Source organism: Candidatus Hydrogenedens sp. (assembly GCA_035378955.1).
Taxonomy (GTDB): domain Bacteria; phylum Hydrogenedentota; class Hydrogenedentia; order Hydrogenedentales; family Hydrogenedentaceae; genus Hydrogenedens.
Map to the genome: position 1 here is coordinate 49,922 of DAOSUS010000010.1, position 19,119 is coordinate 69,040.

Here is a 19,119-nt window from a genome sequence, read left to right on the forward strand (position 1 = left end):
TGAATTCAACTGCGAAAAGGGTTTGTCTGTCGTAAAATATAGATAGAAATTTCGTTATAATATAGTAATGGATTTATAAAATAACAATATTACAGAAGGAATTTTATACAATGGCTCACAATTCAGGTTTCACACTCATTGAACTTATCCTGGTAACTATTATTATTGGTATTCTTGCAGGTATGGTTGTAATGAATTATGGGGGCAGGGTGCGAGAAACACAAATCCGTGCAGCCAAGGGAGATATAGCAACCTACAGTAATGCAGTGGACTTGTATGCGTTAGACCATAACGATAAATACCCTGCAAGTTTAGAAGATTTGGTCAGTGGTGAGCGTCGTTATGTCCGTGAAATTCGTCCCGACCCATGGGGAAATCCATATATTTATAAGCCAGCCACGGACCCATTAAAAGCCGATTATCAAATTTTTTCAGCGGGACCCGATGGTGTCCCCGGAAATGAAGATGATGTAACATCTTCATCGAAAACAGAACTTACATCCAAAAAATGAATTAAGATACAAACAGGGTGCGCATTATTTATTGTAAAAAAAAAGCAAAATATGGATTTACTCTTCTTGAGTTAGTTGTCGTTGTAGCATTTATTTCCATACTTACAGGTATGGTTATTCCGATATATAATCGCACCATGTATTCACTCCGTATAAGAAATACCACACAAGATATAACCTCATTAATTCGATTTGCTCAGGAAAAAGCAGTAGCCGAATCACGAGAATTTCGGGTGCTTATTAATGATGAGAACGGAAAATTTTCCTTGTTTCGTTTGAAAAGCCAATCTCGGGATGGAGAAAAAGAATTTGAGCCGGTAGGAACCGGTGATGGGGGTGGAGTTATTGCCCTACCAGAAACAATAAAAATTTCGCGTATAACAGCCGGTAAAGACCGAAAGACAGGCATGCATTATATTTCTTGCTATCCCAATGGTGCTTCTGATATGGGACAGATTGAATTAGAACCTCAGGGTAGAGGTCGCCAGCGTATTCTTATTAAATGGACAGGAGCGTTAGGGAGGTTTGAAATAAAATGAGACGGGACATACGAAAAATAGGTTATATTTTATTTGAGGCGATATTCTCTATGGCCATATTAAGTATTGCAGGGCTAACTTTCCAATCTGCCTTACAACAAGCCATATTAACTCGTGGACAAGCCAATGACTATACAACCGCTAAATTCCTGTTAGAAAAAATTAACGCAGATATCGAACTACAACCGCAACATGTGGAAGGTGAAAAATCAGGGACTTTTGAAGAACCTTATAACCGCTTTTCGTATCAATACAAAATTTCCAAAGTGTCAATACCCAAACCTGAATTGCCGGCAGAATTACCCCCTCAACTCCGTGAGAATTTAGAGAAAATGTTTCGTGATTATATTACCAAAGTAGACATCTGGATACGATGGCAAAGGGCTGGAATGAAATTTGAAGTCCATGCCCAGAATTTCTTTCAACCCGAGAAGTTATGGATACCCGAAGAATCTCAACAATAACGAACCGATTTTTACCTTGTTCCCGACAGGAAGGGTTCACATTAATGGAACTTCTTGTCGCTACGACATTATTGAGTATCGTTCTTTCTTCCGTTTATGTTCTTTTTCATTCATCAATCCAAACATGGAAACGATTGGAATCAGGTGTCAATCCTCCACAAGATGCTCGTCTTGTAATGAATCTGATAGGCAGGGATATAAACAATCTTATAGCCTCTGCTGGGCATTTGTTTGAGGGAGACGACCAGCAGATGACCTTATTTGTTATTACTGAGCCGTTCCATAAGGACACAGGAGAAGGGGGACATCTTATGCGAATTGAGTATAAATACAATCGAGCTCAGAAGAAATTGGAACGAGAGGAAGCATTGGTAGAAACGGCTTTGCCTAAGGTGCCGCCTGCAAACCGAGAACTTGATCGTTCGCGGGTTAAGATAACGAAAAAAAAGAAAGTAACCCTTGCGGAAAATGTTCGGGAATTTGAAATCACTTATATTTGGATACCTTACGATGATAAAAGGAACTGGAAGGAACCTCCAAGTCCTGTGGAGCCTGTGCGTGTCCAAAAACATAAACTTTGTTGGTGGTTACCTCAGGGAATAGAGATTAAAATGGCTTTATATGACCCCGACCAACCGGAAGGGAAAACAGAGTTTAAGGAAGTTTTCCCTGTTCGTGCCCCTTCTGCCCATTTAACAGAAGAACAACTTCAGAAATTGCTAAAGGATGAGTTATGAAAAAAGGCTTCATACTTGTCTCGGTTCTCTGGATGATTGCTCTGCTGAGTTTTGTTATTTTGGGTTTTGGTAGGCGGGTTATGTTAGACCGCCGTGCTTCTGCATATAGTTTGGATGTAAGCGAGGCACGATTGCTGGCACATGCTGCAGTTCAACGGGGTATCCTGGAATTGCGAAATAAGGCCATCATAGATGTAGCGAATCCGGAGGATTCTGGAGGAACCCACTTAGGTCAACCCTGGGCACAGCCTAAAAGTTTAATTAAAGACCTTAAAATGTTAGACTGGAATGAGGATAGAAGTGAAGATGATGTATTTTTTGTAATTACCGACGAGGAGAGTAAAATCAATTTGAATTCAACGCCGAAAGAAATACTGGAAGAGGTTCAGGGGATAAATCGAGGTATTATCCGCCAAATTATGAAACGCAGAACAGAAGCCGTGCATCAAGACGAAGGAATTTCTCCCTTTCAGGTAGAGGAAGAATTACGCTATTTACGAGGGGTGAAGGATGAAGATTGGTTCGGCACAGACCGAACCCCTGCTTTAAAAGATATGTTTACGGTGCACGGATATGGAAAAATTAATATAAATACGGCGTCTGAAAAGGTATTAAAATGTATTCCGAAATTGGGAGACCGTGCTATTGGTATTATTATGAAATATCGAGCAGGAGCCGATGGACAAATCGGAACGAGTGATGATAAAGGTTTTGGTAATATTCAGGAATTAATTGATAAAACAGGTCTTTCTGGGGACCCTGTGGAGGCTATTAAGCAATATTGCATGTTTTATTCCACATGCTATAAGATTAAAGGATATGCTACTTTACGAAATGGTAAAATAAGGGTGGCTTGCACAGCAGTTGTATATATTGACAGCACAAATGCAAACCTAATCCGTTGGCAGGAGGAAACTTTTGGAAACTAAAGGGAATAAATATATTTTTCTAACGATTGAAGAAGAACATTATACCCTGTTGCGTGTTCAAAAAATGCGTAAGACATGGGAAGTCTTAAACTACGAAACAAGTTTTGAGCCAAATCGTTCTACAGAAGGGGCTTTCTCTCAACTTGCAAAAAAAGCAAGAGAAAACAAATGGTTTAACGAACCATGTTATCTTGTTCTACCAAGACATGAAATTACTTCACGAATTGTTACCCTCCCTTCTCAAGATATTGATGAAATCAAAAATATGGTATCGTTAAGTGCGGAGGAGTTCGTTCCCTATTCTTTGGAAGAAATACAAATATCTCAGTGTATTCTGGAAACACTTCCCGATTCGCAAAGTAGAGTATTCGTAGCGATAGCCCACCGTGACCTGATACAGGAAAAGATAGAAATATTACGGGAGATAGGTTTGGAACCTTTGGGTATTTTGGTTAGCACCGGGTTACTGGTAAACTCTGCTCCTGAAATCTTGAAAAAATCAAAGAAAGCACATACCCTTTTTGTTCATCTGGCAATAGCAGGTATTGAAGTGGCTATATTTGATAACCATACATTGCGATTTTCGAGAGGTGTGCGGATGAGTTGGGAAAGTGGTGAAACGGCAACTTCTGTAGTTTCGCCCGATAAAGAAGTAGTTTTAGACCCATTTCGAAGTTCTGTTGAGTATGCCCCGGAGAAACAAAATGTAGAAGAGACCCTAACGGAAAATGCTTTGGATATAACCCATGAGATACTCCGTGAGATAAGGACATCCATAAATTCCTATCAAAGGGAAGCGGAAACAGAGATTACTATTGAAACTGTGTATATTAGTTCTGATTTTCCTGTAAATACCCAATTACGAGATGAACTGAATAAATTCCTTGATATTCCCTGTAAAATTCTCTCTGCCGATGATTATTCTTTTATCCATCCCACAGATGATATAAAGACACCCATTTCTTTGCCTTTATTAGGGGTAGGACTATCCATATATCAAAATAAGCCCATTTTATTAAATTTATTGCCTGAAGAATTGCTCACCACACACAAACTTAAAGAAGTTTCGAAACATATCACAAGGATAGCAATTCTGGTATCCCTTCTTATTCTTTCTCTGGTAGCTTGGTTTATAGAAAGTGTATATCAGCGTCAGAAATTTATACAGGAATTAGAACGACAAGTAGCAGAATTAGAACCTAATGCAAAAGGAGTTGCAGAAAAACGGCAACAATTGCAAATTTTAAGACGGGAAGTAGCCAAAAGTGGTTCCATTTTAGATTATCTTGCCCGAATTACAGAAGCAACACCTCCGCGGGTTAATATGAATATGATTAGTTATCGGAGAACCGAAGGAATTAATATCTGGGGACGGGCAAAATCCATTGATGATATACATACTTTTGCGGAAAACCTCAGGAGACAGGCAGTTAACACTTCCTTAAAAGCCTTTCAACAGGCAAGAAGTGTTTATGAGCAACAGACACGAGAACAAAATGAAATTATCTTTGATTATCAGATATCCATACCGTTTATTGAAGAGGAAGATATAAGTGGTTCAGGTGCTCCTTCAAATCCATAATTTCTGGAAACAATTTTCCACACGCGAAAAGAGGCTTATTTTGGGGGTCGTTGTGGTGTGTGTTTTGTTTGCCATGAATGTGATATATCGTTCCACCATGGGATATATCAACGAACTGGAAAATACAATGGAGCGGTTACAGCAAGATTTGATTAATTATACCCATCAGTTAACGCTCAAACAGAGTGTAGAAACAGAATATGCTCAGGTGGCGCGTCAGCATTCGAGTAAATGGACTGAGGCAGAAATACATGACCGCTTACGGCAGGAATTATACAGACTGGCACAAAAATATCCCCCGGAGTTGAATGAAGAAGGGATACCTATAAAGACGATTACAAGCACAGGTGCCCTTGTTGAAATTCCATCCTTACAACAGGGAATTCTCAGAACGACGGATAAGAATTACCGCGAATACACCTTGAATGTAAAACTGCCACCTACGGATTTTACTTCGATGATTATGTTTCTTCAGCGATTACAAAGCAGTCCTCAATCTTTGCGTATTGATAATATAGATTTGCGTAGACATCCTCTGGAGGAAAAAGTAAGTGCGGATATGGATATTACACGAATTATTACGGCAGGTATGACTTCAGAAGGAATAACCTCTTCTACCGTAACAAATTTAAGTTTTGACCCAGTAGATTGGAATTGCACAGGAGGAACACTTACGGCACAAAAAGACCCTCAAAAATCCGATTTCCTTGTTGCTGAATCTACCCATCAAACAATGGAAGTTTCTTTTGTCCGTTCTTTCCATCCCGGTGAAAAATGGATACTCGAAATTGATTTATCAACCCGTGCTGAGGCTTATCTCATGTTATCATCACCAGATAATGTTGTTTTTGAAGGGAAAGAAACCCTGAAAAATGATGGAAAGATTTATCGTTATAGACTAAGCATGGCTTTACCCGAATCTAAACAAGAACGGTTGCGGATACGAATACCCCATATTATCGTTCAAGGTGAGGGTAGTAAAGTTTTTATCTATAATGGAAAATTAATGAAGGCAGGATGATGAGAACTCTTAATTTAGAAAAAATCGGATTTTGGAGTGAATTTGCCATCGGGATACTGATTTTATTTGTCCTTTCCCAAATTGTAATGAATCTTTTATTTGACCCAACAGAAGTGCGACGGCAAAATCTTAGCAGAGATTTGCAATCTGTCCCCCCTTCATCACGATTATCCGATTCTTCCAATGTGGATATTGATGAATGGGGTCAAAAAATTATAGATAAAAAAGATTTATGGAAACCTTTAGTGCCACCACCGCCTCCGCCGCCACCACCTCCACCACCACCTCCTAAAAGACCCGATGTGGCTCAAATGTTGCAGGGAGTAAAGGCTTCTCGGCAACAAATTGGACAAAAAATAAAAATATTTACACCGGAAGAACCTCGTGGAGTTTTGGTCGGAGTTGGAGATACAATAAAAGATTGTAAAGTGCAATCCTTTGACCGTAACACGGTAACATTTGTTTATTTCTGGGCAGAAGGAAAGGAAGAAATTCCATACACAATAAATCGAGAATAATCTGTCTTGTGAAGGAATACTCTCTCTATGTATCATACATAGGAAGAAAATGTAAAACATCAAGGACAGAACGATGGTTTCAAATATATTGGGTATTAAAAAAAATTTAGAAAGAAAAACATTTATGAAAAAAATATTTTTACAGATAATTCTTTTTTGTTCTGTGCTTTTATTTGTAGACTTTTTTTCTTTTTCACAACAGTCGCCAACCAGTCCTATAGCCCGTCCCTCCACAAGGAATACCGGCAGGACATCTTCTTCTGTTCGTGGACAACCTTCACGATTTAATCTGGATAATCCGGGTTCAGGTTATGGCGGTGGAATGTCACAGCAAGGCCACTCTTTAAGAAGTCAAGATATGCAACAAAAAGAAGGAATGGATAGAGGAAAAGCAACAGAAACAAAACCTAAAGAAGAAAAACCCAAAAAGGAAACAACACAGAAAGAAAAACCTAAAGGGACTAAAACCATAACAAGTTCTTCGGGAAAGAAAGAAGGTCCAAGTGTCCAGCAGCCTTCAACTCCTGTTCCCCCTGCAGGAGGAACAACAACACCTGCCCCTACACCTCCAGGACCCCGAACCCCAGGAATGCTTACCGGCGGAGGTGCTCCCTCGGGAACAACTCCACCTGCACCGGGTTTCAAAGGTTTATTATCTAGTATAGGACAAGCCATTGGAACCACAGGAACACAGCAAGGAGCCTCAGCCACTGGTTTCTTTGATATTTTATTCAGCAGAAAATTGGAATACTCCGAATTACCGGATGTGGGCGAACCCTTAACTTTGCCGGGTCCGATGACTGTAGGAGAATTTCTGGAAGCCATCCATTTAGCAACAAACTGGAATATTGTTGTTTCAGATGGTGCCAAAGATTTACAGATGAATTTCTGGATTGTAGATAAAAAACCAAAAGAAGCGTTAGAAGTATTAAAGTTTTACGATATTTTTTATGAATTTGATGAAAAGACAAATTTTATGCGTGTTTTTACAAAGGAAGAGTGGTTAATTAAAAAATTTGGGGATTTAAAACCGCATGAATTTAAAATTAATAACGCCGATATATCCTATATGGAAGCCATTCTATCCTCCCTTTTGTCTGGAATAGGGAAAATGATAACCGATACACGAACCGGCGTAATCTATGTGTGGGATATTGAAGACAATATTAAGCAAATGGAGAAGACAGTTAAGGAATTGGATGTCCCGCTGGAAAAGAAAATTTTTACAATTAAGCATGCAGATGTTTCCGATGTAGAATCCGTTTTGACTTCTATGTTAACTCCGAACGGAAGTCTTCTGGTAGATACGCGAAGTGGAAATATCTTTGTTTGGGATTCCCCTACATCATTAGAGAAAATGGAAGAAGTGGTGGCCCGTCTGGATGTTCCTATGGAGACAAGGAGTTTTTCCATCCAATATGTAGATGTTGAGAATATAGCAGATTCTCTTGGGGAAATGATTTCACAAAGGGGTGTCGTTCAAGTAGACCCACGCACCAATGTTATTATCGTTACGGATTTGCCTTCACGATTAGACCGTATTGGTGAATTTATAAAGACCTTAGATATACGGCTTGAAACACGCACCTGGGTAATTAAATATGCAGATATTGATTTTATTGCAGACCAGTTAGAAAATCTTGTTCCTTCGGACATGGGACAGGTTATTGTAGATGACACAACCCATCAGATAACGGTAACGGCTTTGCCCAGTCGAATTGCAGAAATTGATGAATTAATAAAGACATGGGATGTTAAGCGGAAACAGGTATTGATTGAAGCATTCATTGTGGAAATGGATACGGAGTTGGAACGCTCCTTAGGTATTAATTGGTCTTACTACGGAACTTCGGGCAATGTGCCAATCGTTATCCATGGAGGTTCCGGTGTAAAAGATATTGCCTCTCCCTCTGGAAGTGGGGAATCTATGAGTGTCGGGCAACTGCCGTCATTGGTTCCGCGTTTTGGTCCTTTGACTGTAGATAATAGTGGCAACATTACACGCCCACAACTTCAGACACTTCAGAACAAACCTGTTGTTGACCATTTTCTCGGGAATAATCTATCCGTAGCCTTAAATTATCTTGACCGCCAAAACAAGGCAACTATCCTTTCTTCACCGCGAGTGGTGGTTCAGGATGGAGAAGAAGCCATCTTTGAGAACGCTACACGCGTGCCGTATATATCGGGAACCGCAGGAGGATATTCTCCATATACTTATTCATATCGTCAAACTACAACGGGTACCAATACAAATAGTCAATACAACCAGTATAACCAATATAACCCTTATTATAGTTATCCTTATTATGGTGGCTATTACGGTGGCTACAATCGGGTAGAATTTATTGATGTGGGAACTATCTTATCAGTTGTTCCTCGTATTACAGAGGATAATAGTATTCTATTAGATATTAGTGCTGAAGATAGCTCGTATAAAGATAAAGAAATTAAAGCCTACGACCAGACATCTACGGTGCCTGAGAAAACTATACGCCATGCAGAAACGCAACTTCGTGTGCAAAGCGGTGAGACGGTAGTTTTGGGAGGATTGCGGAGAAGTCGGAGTTCTCATCTAGTTACAAAGACGCCATTGTTAGGAGATATTCCACTTTTAGGTAAGTTGTTCCGAAATCCATCACGGGCCGCAAGGAACGATAATTTGCTTATTTTTATAACCACCACAGTTGTTGATGAATATACCCATCCGGAAGCGGAAATGCTTACCCGTGCTGAGGACAAAATTTCAGAGGATGTTCGTTATGAATCCCGCAATCTCTGGGGTAAACTTCATGAACAGGCATATCCCGACCGTAAATCGGAAATACGCGTTTCTGTAGGAAGTAACGGAACCCTATTTATGGGTGGTCAAAAAGTTCATTTGTCCGAATTACCTCAATTACTCGAAAAAGAAAAAGGTAAAGGGAAGAAAAAAGTATTATTAAGAAAATCACTTCGCACACCCGACAATGTTATTAATGATGTAAAAGGAGTGATTGAAAAATGTGGTTTGACAATTGAATATGACTATACTAATGAACCTATAGTCGCATTGCCCGGTGAGCATTCGGAAGTAAATAACGCACCTATACAAGCAGTTGAACCTTCGGAAGAAACACAAGACAAATCAAAGTAAAGTAATTGGTATTTATTAATGGTTTTTTCAGAGATATAGAGTGGGGTATTGTTTTAACCAGTAAAATAATTGTGGAGGAAAATAATGGAACCAGAAAATAAAGGAATAGATAGAAAATTATTTGATTATCTATATCAATCTATCGAAACAACTCCCTATTATAACTTGTTAGGAATTCATCTGAACTCGGTATCAAAAGGAGAAGTGGTAATGTCTGCAATGCCGGAGGCCAAACATGCCAATCCTATGGGATTTATTCATGGGGGATTGGTTATGTCGCTGTTAGATGCGGTTATGGGCAATGCAGTGCGAAGTTTAGGTATCAAATCTGTAACTGTAGATATTTCGATATCATTTCCTAAAGGGGGTGAGTTTGATAAGACTTTACATGCAGAAGGTAAAGTAGTCCATGCGGGGAAACAGGTAATATTTGCAGAGGGGAAGGTTTATTCTGGAAAAAATATCATTGGATATGGAAAAGGCACTTTCTACAAAATCGGTGAGATAGAATTGTGATACAAAAAGATTGATAGAGTATTAAATTTCCGTTATAGATAGTTCCGATATACAGAAATGCTTGCAAAAAATAGGGAGGAAAATGCGGATAAATTCTTCACGAGTGGGACAGGTTCTATTTCTATTTAATTCATTTTTTAATGAGGTAACTTTTTTATCGGATATTCCACAAGGGATAATCCATTGAAAAGGAGTTAAGTCAAGATTTATGTTAATACTAAATCCATGCCATGTAATACTATTTTTTACTCCAATTCCAATAGCAGCAATTTTTCTATTTTCGACCCAGACACCTGTAAGAGACTTTATTGTTTGTGTGGAAATGTGATAGCAGGCAAGGGTATCCATTATCGCCTCTTCTAATTTACGGATATACTGATGGACAGACATCGCACGGGTTGCAAGATTAAGAATAGGATAACCTACTAATTGTCCGGGCCCATGATAGGTTATGTCTCCTCCGCGGTCTGCGTGTAAGAAACGAATACCTCGTTCTTTACAAAGTTCTGGAGAGATAAGGAGATGTTCCTGCTGAAATTGTCGTCCTGCCGTAAAAACAGGAGTATGTTCAAGAAGAATAAGATATTCTTCTGCCATACCGTTTTGTAATTTATCCCTTCGCTCTATTTGTTGCTGGTAAATAGTATCGTAATCTTGTGGATTTTTGTAAATGAGTACTTCAAGCATGGAACGGATTTCTGCCTTCTTATCCCGTTTTTGGAGGGATTTCATTTGGGAAATCTACAGCAGGCTCTAAAGGAATACCTATTTCAAATATAGCACCTCTGGGTTGTCGGTTATGACAATTTACCCAACCCCGATGCCCCATAACAATTCTTTGCACAATGGATAGTCCCAACCCTGTCCCGCCTTTTTTCTTTGTAACAAAAGGTTTAAAAAGTTCATGTTTTTTTATTTTTTCAGGAAGCCCCGGTCCTTCATCTTCGATACGGATAATAATGCATTCTCCGTCCGAATCAACAGAAATTCGCACCCATTTTTTATCTTGTTCCATTTGCACCTCAATAGCATTGCGGATTAGATTGGCAATAGCCGTGGATAACTTGTCCGCATCAGCAAATATAAATTGAAGATTTTTAGGGATTTTTTTTACTTCTATAATTGCGGAATGTTTCTCAATAATATGGGAGCAAATATTTATTGCTTTTTCGATAACGAAATCAGTGGTTTGCTTTTGAATATACACTTCCTGGGGTCTTGCAAAACTAAGAAACTGATTTACCAGAAGATTTAACTGTTCCGTTTCCTTCAAAATAAGATTTAAATTTTTTATAAGTTCGGGCTTATCCGCTGTTTTCTGGATTAAAAACTCTGTCATGCCTGAAATAACACCCAGAGGATTACGAAACTCATGGACAATACTTGCCGTTAGTGTTCCAATCTGGGCTAACTGTTTGTTAACCTCCGCTTCGTGTTGTAATTTTTTTATCTGTGTCAGGTCTGTGAATAAAAAGACAGCTCCAAGAATTTTATCTCCCTCTTTAATTAAGGAACTGGTTAAACCTAATATATTTTCTTCTTCAATGTCTAATGTTATTTTTCTTCGTGAAATGGACTCTTTCTTATCAAGCAACTCTTTATAAATCTCTACAAAGGGAGTTAATTCTTTAATATGAAAAATATTTTTTCCAGGCTGCAATATGTGATGCTTCAGTTTCAGATGTTTCAAAGCAGATGGATTGACAAGCAGGATATCCCCTTCATCATTGATTACAAGGACACCACTTTCCAGATTTTGTATTACGCTCTGGGCTATGAAGTCAATGGAATTATTCATAAAATATCTTCTCAATAATTATATTAGATTATAATTTTTTAAGTATTGGGTTCAAGATTTTCTAAAGTCTCGGTGAGCAGGACAAAATCGTTCCATGTTAATGTCTCTGCACGACGCGATGGGTCTATGCCCGCCGTATGCAATGCGGTTAATACCTGGGAGGTGGAATAGGACAACAGGGGAGATTTACCCAATGCGTTTTTAAGGCTTTTTCTTCGTTGCGAAAAGGCGGAGCGAATAATTTGAAGCACTTTTTTCCTTTTCTCTTCCGTCATGAGTGGAGGTATAATTTTTCGCAATCGGATAATACAACTATCTACTTCAGGACGCGGCACAAAACAAGTTCGCGGAACAGAATGTATCAAATCTACATGGTACAGGGACTGGACAGCAAGACTTAACACCCCATAATCTTTAGTCCCAAATCCTGCGGACATCCGTAGTCCAACTTCGTATTGAACCATAATGACAATCAGTTCAACATTTACCGATGATTCTAAAAAATGGAACAAGATAGGAGTAGTGATATAATAGGGCAAATTGGAAATCATTTTATAATGTTGAGCATCAGGGATAAATTCATGAACGAGGTCTTCTAATTCATGATTTAATATATCCCCACGGAATAATTTTACATGAGGCAGGTTTCCAAATCGGTCTTCTAAACAGGGCATAAAAGAAGGGTCTATTTCTACAGCAAGCACTTTGCCTGCATGTTGCACCAGATGCCAGGTAAGGGCTCCCAATCCAGCTCCTACTTCTATTACCGCATCATCTTTGTTCAGATGAGCCGCTTCCACCATAATACGATGGATATTATCATCAAGAAGTAGATTTTGTCCCAATCGTTTTTTAAAACGGATATTATATTTTTGGCACAACTCTTTTAAGGAGGGTTTTTCCAATCGCAATCCTTCAAGAGAGGGAATAGGGGAAAGTGTTTTCGTTTCTTTTTTAGAGCGTTCCATATTGGATTATGAGGATTTATCTACCAGTGTGAAAAGGAACTGGGCTTTGGCAGAAACAGGAATTTCAAGACGGAATGAAACTTTTACATCTCCTTTTTCATCTTTTGCGTTGGGTGGTAATTTTACGGGTATTGTTATCATAACTTGAGGAATAAGGTTCGGGGGTAAAGGCTTTTTTTGCGTATAGTATTCTATGGGTGCATTAAGAACATCATAAGTTACTTCGCCAATTTTATAATCTTCAGAAGGGAGTTCAAATTGTCCGGAAAACACCCATAAATCTTTGGTTGGGTCCGGTCGGGTTATTATGCCGCTAAGTCCAAAAGAACCTTTAATAGAAAATCCTTCCTGACCGACCAGAGGTGTTTGTTGTATAGAGAAAGGAAATCCTGCTCCCGCTACTCCAAAACGCACTGTGGCATGGGCTTTTTTATCTGTGGGAGTAGAAGTTTCTGATGGTTGTTTCGCAATAGTTGTATCTGATTTAGTTTCTGTACCCGAAATAGGTTTTTGTTCGGAGGGGATTTCAGGTGGTGGAGTAGGAACGGATGATGTGACGGGTTCAGCCATTTCGGGAGGCTTTTGAGGTGTGGGCTGACTGGGGATACAAGAGCAGAAAATAAAACAGAAAAAGAATAATGCTGTGATTGAACAAATAATTTGTTTCATTAAAGTTCCTTCTAACTGATAAAAGATTTAAAGTGTTAACGATATGGTATTTATTATAACGAAAAAAGATAACTAATGAGTAGTCAAAGCGGAAAAAGATTTTATTACCACAAGCATACAAAAAAAATATAACAAGATGAATGTTTTTGATATATCTTATTTGGCTTTCAAAAAGATAATAAGATGGGAATTTTTATTTAGAAGATTTTTTTCGCCTACGGTTCTGTCGCCATCTACCTGCCCATTGATATATCGGTGAGATGTACGGTCCTAACCGTGGCATAAGCGATACGAACTGAAATAGTTTAACCTTAAAGCGAGGCAGGAAAATTTCCATAGGCTTTTTGCGTAATGCTCGTTTTACAATTGCTTTTTCAATATCATGAACGGTTAGAATTCGTAATCCAGAAAAGTAAAGTTCTGCTGCATCTACATTCAGTTGATTATCTAACATAGGTGTTTGAACGGTGGCTGGACAAATTACAGTAACAAACACCCCTTTTTTGCGAAGTTCCATACCTGCAGATAGAGAATAAGCACGAACGGCATGTTTACTTGCAGAGTAAATGGATAAACCGGGGACAGGAACAACACCTGCAATAGAGGAAATATTAATGATATGACCATGTCCGCGTTCAACCATGTGTCGAGCGGATATTTGTGTCCCAAATATAGTTCCTTTGAGATTTACATCAATTTGTGAGTGGATTTCTTTCAAAGGTGTCTCTGTTACCCAAGAGGAAAGAAGCAATCCGGCAAAATTAATCGTAACATCAATCCCTTCCCATTCTTTTATCGCTTTATTGAAAACTTCTTCCCATGCTTCATAGTTGGTAACATCCAATTGAAAGAGCCGAACCTGCGATGGGGACCAGCCTTCTTCACTGGCTATTTGTTCTAATCTTTCACCCGCAATATCGGTTGCGACTACGCGATGACCCTGTCTTACGAAAACGGTGGTCATGTGCCTACCCATACCACTGGCACAACCTGTTAAAAAGAAAGTTTGAGGCATAGAATTTTCTCCTAAGGGATAAAGCCTCTTAATAGATTTATATTGTTATAAAGAAAATAGGTATATTCCGGAAAATATGGCAAGGACCTTTATAAGAAGACCCATTATCCATAAACCGATATATGCAAGGTCATCTAAAATTCCCACTGTTTTATACTCCTATTCCTGAGAAATTAAAAAAGTTCGTTGTAACCAAAAATAGCAAGGAAAAAAAGAACTACATCCATAAGAAAAATAAATATCACCGTTAAAATTTCAACCATATATATATCCTCTTTGTTTTATATGTTTTTTATTTGCTTGCTTTTTTCATTCTCTTTGAAAGTAAGTATACCAAAAGGTCAAAAACCATGCAAAGATTTTTTAACAATTCAGGAATATTTTGTTTGGATAGCAGATAGAATATTCTCAACAACTTGTTCGTGATTTTGTTGATTACATTCAATAGTAATTTCTGCCCATCGTTCATATAATGGTGTCCGTTCTTGATACAAATCAAACAAGGTTTGTCCTTTTGTTCGAACCAGACCCCGTTCATCTACACTTTTTGCTCGTCGGTTAATTTCTTCAAAGGGATATTGAAGATAAATAATTGTCCCGAGATTTTTCAAATACTCCATGGCTTTATCACTATATACAACACTTCCACCTGTGGCTATAACACATTTTTCAGGATGAATGGATAGCACATATTTTTCCTCTATGTGCCGAAATTTCTCAACACCTTGTTCATCAATAATCTGTTGCAAAGATTGGCCTGTATCCGATTGTATTAGTAAATCGGTATCTAAAAAATTCCATTGCAAAGATTTTGCCAATAATACACCAATAGTGCTTTTTCCAGACCATGGCATACCAATAAGTACAATATTTTTCTTCTGCATTTTCTACTCCACATTTCAAATTAAGATTAAAAAATTACAGATATTTTATATTTATGAAGTGAAAAAATAAAATTCTATATTCAGAAAAATTTTATTTGATTTTACGAGCAAATTTCTTTGATCGTTTCATACGAACTACATGAAATCGGAGATTTTCATTTTTTGTTAGTTGAATGAGTTTTTTTATCCCGCGTCGTATAGTTCGATGAATATTGGCTGGGTGGCTATGAAATTTTTTGGAGATAAACTCAAGCGTTTCCCCTTGTAAGTAATAATGCTCAATATATTTCCTTTCTTTGATACTTAATTTCCGTTCCATCTGCTTCTTCACCCAATTCAAAAGCTGGGCTTTTTCCTTGCTCCATTCAATTTTTCTTTCAATTTCTTCGGGTGTTTCATACCACAAAGACTGGGCTTCAGAAATCTCTTCTAAAAATTGAGATGACACAAAGACTATATTTCGAAAATTATCGGAAGGTTCTCTGTGTCCTCCATTAGATTTACAATTATTTTTCTTAACATCCTTTTTCATCTTCTGACTCCTTATATTTTTATTGATGATTAAAAATTTTATTGATGATTAAAAAATTCAATAAGATTTTATTAAGAGTCAGGAGAAAAAATATTTTGATTTCCATTTATTTTTCAGATATTTTTCCTTTGCGTGTTTTTATAGTCAAAAAATTATGGAATTAATAAAGGTTATTTATTCTTTTTAATTGCTATATAGTGATAATGTTTGTTAATTCACACAATATATTGTGTTTTTTGGGGCAAAAAATTTTTTAAAATTTTGAATATTTTTATTTGACAAAGGGTTTTATTATGTGATAACATAGTTCAAATTTAATATGAAAGTTCATCGTCACCAATTCCGAAATCTGCGAGCAGAAAGGAGGAATGAAAAATAAAGAGATAACTCGCTGGAGTTGGGATGGGCGATGTGTCCGATAAACTTAATATATAGGTGTCTGTGAGGGCAGACACTGAAATAAACAAAATTACCTCATATTAAATAAAACTGTAAGGAGTAAAAACTATGCGTAAAGGTATGTTAGTTATTGCAGTATCTTTAGTACTTCTTGGTACTATGGCTTATGCCGAACTTCAAAATGTAGAAGTCGGTGGTAAAATTCGTATTCGTGCAAACTGGTTAGATTATGATGATGCCGGTGAATCCAGCTTCATCGAACAGAGAACCAGATTAAATGTGAAAGCAGACTTCACAGATGAAGTGACTGCATTCATCGAATTAGACAGCTATGACATTTGGGGCGAAGATTTTCGTTCCCAGAACTACATCACGGGTGTAGATGCTCGTCAGGCGAGCGTTGATGATGTAGAAGTTTATCAAGCCTATATCGAAGCCCGTGAGATGTGGGGAACCCCGCTTCGTGCCCGTGTCGGTCGTCAGGAAATCACATTAGGCAGTGGCTGGCTTGTTGGCACAAATGACAAACGCTGGGGCTTCACAGGTCTTTCTTGGGATGCTCTTCGTTTGAGCTATGTAACGGATATGGTCAGTGTCGATGCCATCGCAGCTAAATTAGCCGAATCCATGGGTGATTTCGCAGAAGATGATATCGACCTCTATGCTATTTATGGCAGTTACACAGGTCTTGAAGACATCGTTATTGATGCCTACTGGATGTATGTCCGCGACGATGCAACAGCACTTGAATCCGACCTTCATACATTAGGTCTTCGTGGTGCTGGCAAAGTCGGTGCCTTCGACTTTGAAGCCGAAGTTGCATATCAGTTAGGTGATGCTGAGGACACCGGTTGGTGGATTTTCGGTGTTGACCGTGACTATAATGCATGGGGTGTTAACTTAGAAGCCGGTTATACATTCGACATCTCCTGGCAGCCTCGCGTTTATGCCGGTTTTGCTTATCTTGAAGGACCGGACTATGACCACAATTGGTTCGCCAAAGATGATTTCGATTTTGCTTTCAATCGCTTATTCTCCAACTGGGAATACAGTGATTTCTTAGACCAAACTCAAATCACCAATGTATTCGTCTATCGCCTTGGTTTAGGTGTCCAGCCGACCGAAGCAGTAAAACTTGGTCTTGAAGGACAGTACTATGTAGCCGATGAAGACTGGGGTGCTGACGATGAATTAGGTTGGGAAATTCAGTTAACAGGTGCTTACAACTACAGTGAAGACTTAGTTATCCGCGCTGGATATTCCCACTTCTTCGGTCAAGAAATTCTTGAAGACCAGGATTTCAACTATCTGTTCGCAGAGACCGAAATCAGCTTCTAATCAGAACATTCGACTTGAAGTTTAAGGGTTAAATCCCTTATAGCCCCGCAGGGTATTTGCCCTGCGGGGTTCTTATTTGAAAATGAATACCGAATTCTTATATCGTTTTATATATTTCTTCTTTAAATGTTTTGCAATTAAATCTATTAAAAAAGAAAGGGTCCTACTTTGAGTGAAGAGAAAGTTATAAAAGCAACAGAAGCACTGGATTTGTTATACGAATTTGAGCGTGAACCTGTAACGGATGATAAACTTCAACCGGGTAGATACTTTGCTGGTTTATTTGCTGGTGAACATGTCGCAGGGACAGAATTTGTGATTGGTGCTTTGTTTGTGAGTTGGGGTGTTAATGCATACGATATTTTTGTAGGTCTATTACTTGGAAATTTGATGGCTGTATTGACATGGACTTTGATATGCGCCCCAATTGCTGTTAGAACGCGACTAACTTTATACTGGTTTTTACGAAAAGTTGCTGGTCCTGTGGTAACAACGATATATAATGTTCTCAATGCCTTTCTATTCTGTATATTAGCGGGGTGTATGATTACCGTATCTGCTTCCGCTGTTCGTGTTCCCTTAGGAATACCTCCCCAAACAGAATGGATACCTACAGATTTCCGATTTGTGCTGGTCGTTTTGGTAGTAGGTGCGGTTGTGGTGACTCTGGCGATATTGGGATTTAAACGACTATCCCAATTTTCTGTCGTATGTTCACCGTGGATGTTTTTGATGTTTATTGCAGGTGCTATTGCTTTATTACCTGCAGCCGGTGTTGATATTCGGAATTGGAATGATTTCTGGCAAATTGCTACACAGAAAATATGGACAGGGGTTCGTCCAGATGGAAAAGAACCCATCTCCTTTTGGCATGTAGCCGCCTTTGCGTGGATATGTAATCTGGCAATGCATGGAGGATTGTCCGACATGGCTATTTTCCGTTATGCCAAATCCTCCGCCTATGGCTTATTTTCGGCTTTTGGTATGTTTTTAGGTCATTACTTGGCGTGGATATGTGCGGGTGTGATGGGTGCTATGGCTGCTTTGCTACTACAAAAAAGTATTACTGAATTGGATTCCGGTGCCGTAGCAACACAAGCATTAGGTTTTTCGGGATTAATTGCTGTGATATTAGCAGGATGGACAACTTCAAATCCTACCTTATATCGTGCAGGATTAGCGTTACAGGCAGTTACTCCCGGTTGGCCGCGTTGGTTAGTAACTTTATTAGCAGGAGCAGGAACAACGGTTATAGCCTGTTCTCCTTTTGTATTTACAAAATTACTCGATTTTGTGGGTTATTATGGGCTACTCCTTATGCCCTTAGGGGCAGTAGCATTTACCGAATACTGGATATTCCCTAAAATCGGACTTACTCGTTACTGGACTGAGAAAAAACGGTTAGCAATGAATTGGCCTGCTCTATTGAGTTGGTTAATATCTATAGCCGTTGCTATTACTTTAGAAAAAAGTGGTATTTTACACTTGTTCTTTTTATTCGTCCCTGTTTGGGTCATGACATCTGTATTATATATAGTCCTTTCTATGTTTATGGGTGCTCG

19 protein-coding genes are annotated in these 19,119 nt (G+C 38.6%); 12 read left to right on the forward strand and 7 right to left on the reverse strand.

The features are described 5' to 3' along the window. Positions 1-110 precede the first annotated feature (110 nt). From PLA12_03960 to PLA12_04005, 10 genes are all read left to right on the forward strand, one after another. The gene (locus tag PLA12_03960) at positions 111-512 is read left to right on the forward strand and encodes a type II secretion system protein GspG (GenBank protein HOQ31651.1); all 402 of its coding nucleotides are present in this window, start codon (positions 111-113) and stop codon (positions 510-512) included. A gap of 17 nt (positions 513-529) precedes the next feature. Then, entirely contained in the window at positions 530-1,051 is a 522-nt protein-coding gene (locus PLA12_03965) for a GspH/FimT family pseudopilin (GenBank protein HOQ31652.1), read from the forward strand. Continuing rightward, a complete protein-coding gene (locus PLA12_03970; GenBank protein ID HOQ31653.1) occupies positions 1,048-1,515 on the forward strand; it encodes a hypothetical protein in 468 nt (155 codons plus the stop codon). The genes PLA12_03965 and PLA12_03970 overlap by 4 nt, the downstream gene beginning before the upstream one ends. Continuing rightward, complete coding sequence (locus tag PLA12_03975; GenBank protein ID HOQ31654.1) at positions 1,488-2,252, forward strand: prepilin-type N-terminal cleavage/methylation domain-containing protein; 765 nt, start codon at positions 1,488-1,490, stop codon at positions 2,250-2,252. The genes PLA12_03970 and PLA12_03975 overlap by 28 nt, the downstream gene beginning before the upstream one ends. Then, positions 2,249-3,181: a type II secretion system protein GspK gene (locus PLA12_03980; GenBank protein ID HOQ31655.1), complete on the forward strand. Its 933-nt coding sequence runs from the start codon at positions 2,249-2,251 to the stop codon at positions 3,179-3,181. Before PLA12_03975 ends, PLA12_03980 begins: the two co-directional genes overlap by 4 nt. Beyond that, on the forward strand, positions 3,171-4,763 hold the full coding sequence (locus PLA12_03985; GenBank protein HOQ31656.1) for a hypothetical protein: 1,593 nt from the start codon (positions 3,171-3,173) through the stop codon (positions 4,761-4,763). The genes PLA12_03980 and PLA12_03985 overlap by 11 nt, the downstream gene beginning before the upstream one ends. Continuing rightward, the gene (locus PLA12_03990) at positions 4,735-5,784 is read left to right on the forward strand and encodes a hypothetical protein (GenBank protein ID HOQ31657.1); all 1,050 of its coding nucleotides are present in this window, start codon (positions 4,735-4,737) and stop codon (positions 5,782-5,784) included. Before PLA12_03985 ends, PLA12_03990 begins: the two co-directional genes overlap by 29 nt. After that, positions 5,784-6,302: a hypothetical protein gene (locus PLA12_03995; protein ID HOQ31658.1), complete on the forward strand. Its 519-nt coding sequence runs from the start codon at positions 5,784-5,786 to the stop codon at positions 6,300-6,302. Before PLA12_03990 ends, PLA12_03995 begins: the two co-directional genes overlap by 1 nt. Before the next feature lie 124 nt (positions 6,303-6,426). Next, the gene (locus PLA12_04000) at positions 6,427-9,438 is read left to right on the forward strand and encodes a secretin N-terminal domain-containing protein (protein ID HOQ31659.1); all 3,012 of its coding nucleotides are present in this window, start codon (positions 6,427-6,429) and stop codon (positions 9,436-9,438) included. A gap of 84 nt (positions 9,439-9,522) precedes the next feature. After that, positions 9,523-9,954 (forward strand): PaaI family thioesterase, encoded by a 432-nt coding sequence (locus PLA12_04005; protein HOQ31660.1) that lies wholly within the window; start codon positions 9,523-9,525, stop codon positions 9,952-9,954. A 21-nt stretch (positions 9,955-9,975) separates the two neighbouring features. Here the strand turns inward: PLA12_04005 and lipB are convergent, their stop codons facing one another. From lipB to PLA12_04040, 7 genes are all read right to left on the reverse strand, one after another. After that, on the reverse strand, positions 9,976-10,686 hold the full coding sequence (lipB, locus tag PLA12_04010) for a lipoyl(octanoyl) transferase LipB (protein ID HOQ31661.1): 711 nt from the start codon (positions 10,684-10,686) through the stop codon (positions 9,976-9,978). Then, positions 10,661-11,752 (reverse strand): ATP-binding protein, encoded by a 1,092-nt coding sequence (locus PLA12_04015; GenBank protein HOQ31662.1) that lies wholly within the window; start codon positions 11,750-11,752, stop codon positions 10,661-10,663. The genes lipB and PLA12_04015 overlap by 26 nt, the downstream gene beginning before the upstream one ends. Before the next feature lie 38 nt (positions 11,753-11,790). Further along, positions 11,791-12,720: a 16S rRNA (adenine(1518)-N(6)/adenine(1519)-N(6))-dimethyltransferase RsmA gene (gene rsmA, locus PLA12_04020; GenBank protein ID HOQ31663.1), complete on the reverse strand. Its 930-nt coding sequence runs from the start codon at positions 12,718-12,720 to the stop codon at positions 11,791-11,793. Positions 12,721-12,726: 6 nt separating this feature from the next. Continuing rightward, the gene (locus PLA12_04025) at positions 12,727-13,389 is read right to left on the reverse strand and encodes a hypothetical protein (GenBank protein ID HOQ31664.1); all 663 of its coding nucleotides are present in this window, start codon (positions 13,387-13,389) and stop codon (positions 12,727-12,729) included. Positions 13,390-13,582: 193 nt separating this feature from the next. After that, positions 13,583-14,404 (reverse strand): SDR family oxidoreductase, encoded by an 822-nt coding sequence (locus PLA12_04030; protein HOQ31665.1) that lies wholly within the window; start codon positions 14,402-14,404, stop codon positions 13,583-13,585. Between the two features lie 371 nt (positions 14,405-14,775). After that, the gene (thrB, locus tag PLA12_04035; protein HOQ31666.1) at positions 14,776-15,288 is read right to left on the reverse strand and encodes a homoserine kinase; all 513 of its coding nucleotides are present in this window, start codon (positions 15,286-15,288) and stop codon (positions 14,776-14,778) included. Positions 15,289-15,379: 91 nt separating this feature from the next. After that, the gene (locus PLA12_04040; protein ID HOQ31667.1) at positions 15,380-15,820 is read right to left on the reverse strand and encodes a hypothetical protein; all 441 of its coding nucleotides are present in this window, start codon (positions 15,818-15,820) and stop codon (positions 15,380-15,382) included. Positions 15,821-16,327: 507 nt separating this feature from the next. Between PLA12_04040 and PLA12_04045 the strand changes: the two genes are divergently transcribed. Both PLA12_04045 and PLA12_04050 read left to right on the forward strand, forming a co-directional pair. Further along, positions 16,328-17,557, forward strand: coding sequence for an alginate export family protein (locus tag PLA12_04045; GenBank protein HOQ31668.1), 1,230 nt, complete (start codon positions 16,328-16,330; stop codon positions 17,555-17,557). A 168-nt stretch (positions 17,558-17,725) separates the two neighbouring features. Then, a partial coding sequence (locus PLA12_04050; protein HOQ31669.1) for a nucleoside transporter occupies positions 17,726-19,119 on the forward strand: 1,394 nt, incomplete at its 3' end.

Coding starts and splice junctions, on each gene's coding strand:
- PLA12_03960 (HOQ31651.1), top strand. CDS start 111: ATGGCTCACAATTCAGGTTTCACACTCATTGAACTTATCCTGGTAACT.
- PLA12_03970 (HOQ31653.1), top strand. CDS start 1,048: ATGAGACGGGACATACGAAAAATAGGTTATATTTTATTTGAGGCGATA.
- PLA12_03975 (HOQ31654.1), top strand. CDS start 1,488: ATGGATACCCGAAGAATCTCAACAATAACGAACCGATTTTTACCTTGT.
- PLA12_03980 (HOQ31655.1), top strand. CDS start 2,249: ATGAAAAAAGGCTTCATACTTGTCTCGGTTCTCTGGATGATTGCTCTG.
- PLA12_03995 (HOQ31658.1), top strand. CDS start 5,784: ATGAGAACTCTTAATTTAGAAAAAATCGGATTTTGGAGTGAATTTGCC.
- PLA12_04000 (HOQ31659.1), top strand. CDS start 6,427: ATGAAAAAAATATTTTTACAGATAATTCTTTTTTGTTCTGTGCTTTTA.
- PLA12_04005 (HOQ31660.1), top strand. CDS start 9,523: ATGGAACCAGAAAATAAAGGAATAGATAGAAAATTATTTGATTATCTA.
- lipB (HOQ31661.1), bottom strand. CDS start 10,686: ATGAAATCCCTCCAAAAACGGGATAAGAAGGCAGAAATCCGTTCCATG.
- PLA12_04015 (HOQ31662.1), bottom strand. CDS start 11,752: ATGAATAATTCCATTGACTTCATAGCCCAGAGCGTAATACAAAATCTG.
- rsmA (HOQ31663.1), bottom strand. CDS start 12,720: ATGGAACGCTCTAAAAAAGAAACGAAAACACTTTCCCCTATTCCCTCT.
- PLA12_04025 (HOQ31664.1), bottom strand. CDS start 13,389: ATGAAACAAATTATTTGTTCAATCACAGCATTATTCTTTTTCTGTTTT.
- PLA12_04030 (HOQ31665.1), bottom strand. CDS start 14,404: ATGCCTCAAACTTTCTTTTTAACAGGTTGTGCCAGTGGTATGGGTAGG.
- thrB (HOQ31666.1), bottom strand. CDS start 15,288: ATGCAGAAGAAAAATATTGTACTTATTGGTATGCCATGGTCTGGAAAA.
- PLA12_04040 (HOQ31667.1), bottom strand. CDS start 15,820: ATGAAAAAGGATGTTAAGAAAAATAATTGTAAATCTAATGGAGGACAC.
- PLA12_04045 (HOQ31668.1), top strand. CDS start 16,328: ATGCGTAAAGGTATGTTAGTTATTGCAGTATCTTTAGTACTTCTTGGT.